Source organism: Streptomyces sp. rh34 (genome assembly GCF_002551245.1).
Classification (GTDB): Bacteria; Actinomycetota; Actinomycetes; order Streptomycetales; family Streptomycetaceae; genus Streptomyces.
In genome coordinates this window covers 1-2,969 of sequence record NZ_NTGZ01000447.1, presented here as the reverse complement: position 1 = coordinate 2,969, position 2,969 = coordinate 1, and the positions used below count along the sequence as shown (strand labels likewise).

Sequence of the window (2,969 nt, the reverse complement as noted above, 5' to 3'; positions counted from 1 at the left end):
CGCCCGGGCCGGGGCGGGGTGCGGGCGGCGCGGCCGGTTCCTGGTGGAGCAGTTCGGTGTGCAGGGCGCGCAGGACCGGGCCCGGGGCGGTGCCGAGGCGGTCGTCGAGCAGGGTGCGGACCTCCTCGTACGCGGCCAGCGCCTCGGCGGGGCGTCCGGCGTCCCGCAGGGCCGTGATGCGCAGGACCTGGAGCGGTTCGTCGAGCGGGTGGGCGTCGCAGAGCACGGCCAGCTCCGGCAGTGCCTCGCCCGCTCTCCCGAGGGCGAGGAGGGCCCCGAGCCGGGTGCACCGCGCGTCGAGCCTGCGGGCCTCCCAGCGGGACGCCGTCGCCGCGCGGTCGGGCAGATCGGCGAGGGCGGGCCCGTGCCACAGGGCGAGGCCCTCCCCGAGGAGGGCGAGGGCATGCGACGCGTCGCCGTCCTCCAGGGCCCGGCTCCCCTCCCCCACGAGGCGTTCGAAGCGGTGCAGGTCCACGGCGTCCGGCGGGGCGGCGAGCCGGTAGCCGCCCGCCACGGACTCGACGGCGCTCCGGCCGAGGGCCCGGCGCGCCCTCCCGACCAGGGCCTGGAGGGCGCCGGCCGCGTCGGCGGGCGGGTCGCCGACCCACACCTCGTCGACGAGGACTCCGGCCGGGACGGTCCGGCCGGGGCGCAGCGCGAGCACGGTGAGCAGGGCGCGCAGCCGCGCCCCGCCGAGGGGGACGGCCGTGCCGTCGTCGCGGAGTGCCCGGGTGGTGCCGAGAATGCAGTAGCGCACGGGCCCATTGTCCGTGACGGTGGGGTGGGCGGCGTTGACCGGGTGGAACTACGCACGTGGTCACCGACGTTCCCGCCCTGTCGGACCGTACGATCCCCCTTCCTGCTTCCCGATCCCGCGCCCCTCCCCCTGTCCCCTTTCCCGTTTACCGTCCCCCGTTTCCCCGATCCCCGGCCCCACGCCGTACAGTCCCTCCCCCGCCCCCTCACCCCAGGAGCCGAACGCCGATGACCACCGCAGCCACCCGCGGCGACCGGAGCGTCAGCCCGGTCTTCCTCGGTATCGCCGCCGTCACCGCGGTCGCGGGCTGGGCGGTGTGGACGGGTTTCGCGGACGCCACCGGCTTCGCGGTGTTCCTGTTCGTCACCGGCGCCTGGATCGTCTCGCTCTGTCTGCACGAGTACGCGCACGCCCGTACCGCGCTGCACAGCGGGGACCTCTCGGTCGGGTCGAAGGGCTATCTGACGCTCAATCCGCTGAAGTACACGCACGCGCTGCTCAGCATCGTGCTGCCGGTGCTCTTCGTGATCATGGGCGGGATCGGGCTGCCCGGCGGCGCGGTGTACATCGAGCGCGGCCGGATCCACGGCCGCTGGAAGCACAGCCTGATCTCGGCGGCGGGCCCGCTCACGAACGTGGCGTTCGCGGTGGTGTGCACGGCCCCGTTCTGGCTCGACGCGCTCGACGGGGTGCCGCTCGCCTTCCGGTACGCGCTGGCGTTCCTGGCGATGCTCCAGGTGACGGCGGCGATCCTGAACTTCCTGCCGATCCCGGGCCTGGACGGGTACGGGGTGATCGAGCCCTGGCTCTCGTACCGGATCCGCCGCCAGGTCGAGCCGATCGCGCCGTTCGGGCTGATCGCGGTGTTCGCGATCCTGTGGATCCCCGAGGTGAACATCGCGTTCTTCGACGCGGTCCACGCGCTGCTGCGCGGACTGGGCGTCGAGGAGTTCCAGCGGTACTGCGGCTACGACCTGTACCGCTTCTGGCGGGGTCTCTTCGACGAGCAGGACCCGGGCTGCGCGGTGGGCTGACCGCGCGGCGCCCTGTTCAGCCCGCGTCGGCGGCGACGGCCAGCCGGTGCCTGCGGATGTAGAACCACGTCATGTTCGACGAGAGCCCCGCGACGAGCACCCAGACGATTCCGAGCAGGCTGCCCTGCGCGAAGGAGACCACGGCCGCCACGACGGCGAGGACACAGACGACGAGGGCGTAGAGAGCGATGCGGGGCATGGGGGTCGACTCCTGTCGGGAGCGGGTCGCGGGCCCGTCCAGTGTCCCCCATGCCCCGTTGTGCCCTGACCGGGCCCGGTCGAACGTCGGTGGCAGCTCAGACGTCGGTGGTGCTCAGACGTCGGTGGTGCGCAGCCCGGCGTGGGCCTTGTAGCGGCGGTTGACCGAGATCAGGTTGGCGACCAGCGACTCGACCTGGTGGGCGTTGCGGAGCCGGCCCGCGAAGATGCCCCGCATGCCGGGGATGCGGCCGGCCAGCGCCTGCACGAGGTCCGTGTCGGCCCGGGCCTCTCCCAGGACCAGTACGTCGGTGTCGATCTCCTCGATGGACTCGTCCTGGAGCAGCACGGCCGAGAGGTGGTGGAAGGCGGCGGTGACCCGCGAGTCCGGCAGCAGGGCGGCGGCCTGTTCGGCGGCGCTGCCCTCCTCCGGCTTGAGGGCGTAGGCGCCCTTCTTGTCGAAGCCGAGCGGGTTGACACAGTCGATCACGAGCTTGCCCGCGAGTTCCTCGCGCAGGGACTGAAGCGTCTCGGCGTGGCCGTCCCACGGCACGGCGACGATCACGATGTCGCTGCGCCGGGCGCACTCCGCGTTGTCCGCACCCTCGACGCCGAAGCCCAGTTCGGCCGCCGCCTGCTCGGCGCGCGCCGCGTTCCGGGAGCCGAGGGTGACCCGCTGTCCGGCGCGGGCGAGCCGGTAGGCGAGGCCGCGCCCCTGCGGGCCGGTCCCGCCGAGCACGCCGACGCTGAGGCCGGAGACGTCGGGAAGGTCCCAGGGGTCCTTGGCGGGGGGCTTGGGCGCGCTGCCGCTGTCCTGTGTAGTCATGGGCCCGACCCTACTGCCAGGTAGCCCCGGGGGAAGCCGCTCCGCCGGCCCCTGGTCCCGCTCACCGCGCGGCCCTCCGTTCGGGTGAGGGAGCGGTCGGCCGATGCCGGCGGCCCCGCGCGCCCGGCCCGGCGACTGTCTCTTATACACATCT

At 73.9% G+C, this 2,969-nt stretch carries 4 protein-coding genes; 1 reads left to right on the top strand and 3 read right to left on the bottom strand.

Going from position 1 to position 2,969, the window contains the following annotated elements:
* Window positions 1–757, bottom strand: a 757-nt coding sequence (locus CR470_RS36995; protein WP_143663977.1) for an AfsR/SARP family transcriptional regulator, incomplete at its 3' end; no start/stop codon positions are given.
* 227 nt (window positions 758–984) lie between these two features.
* Between CR470_RS36995 and CR470_RS36990 the strand changes: the two genes are divergently transcribed.
* On the top strand, window positions 985–1,791 hold the full coding sequence (locus CR470_RS36990) for a site-2 protease family protein (RefSeq protein WP_097872084.1): 807 nt from the start codon (window positions 985–987) through the stop codon (window positions 1,789–1,791).
* A 16-nt stretch (window positions 1,792–1,807) separates the two neighbouring features.
* Here CR470_RS36990 and CR470_RS36985 read toward each other — a convergent pair whose 3' ends face one another.
* Complete coding sequence (locus CR470_RS36985) at window positions 1,808–1,990, bottom strand: hypothetical protein (RefSeq protein WP_007458712.1); 183 nt, start codon at window positions 1,988–1,990, stop codon at window positions 1,808–1,810.
* Between the two features lie 114 nt (window positions 1,991–2,104).
* The gene (npdG, locus tag CR470_RS36980; RefSeq protein ID WP_097872082.1) at window positions 2,105–2,815 is read right to left on the bottom strand and encodes an NADPH-dependent F420 reductase; all 711 of its coding nucleotides are present in this window, start codon (window positions 2,813–2,815) and stop codon (window positions 2,105–2,107) included.
* Window positions 2,816–2,969: the final 154 nt, after the last annotated feature.

Bases quoted from the DNA above. Each gene is read 5' to 3' on its own strand.
- CR470_RS36990 (WP_097872084.1), top strand. From the start codon at position 985: ATGACCACCGCAGCCACCCGCGGCGACCGGAGCGTCAGCCCGGTCTTC.
- npdG (WP_097872082.1), bottom strand. From the start codon at position 2,815: ATGACTACACAGGACAGCGGCAGCGCGCCCAAGCCCCCCGCCAAGGAC.
- CR470_RS36985 (WP_007458712.1), bottom strand. From the start codon at position 1,990: ATGCCCCGCATCGCTCTCTACGCCCTCGTCGTCTGTGTCCTCGCCGTC.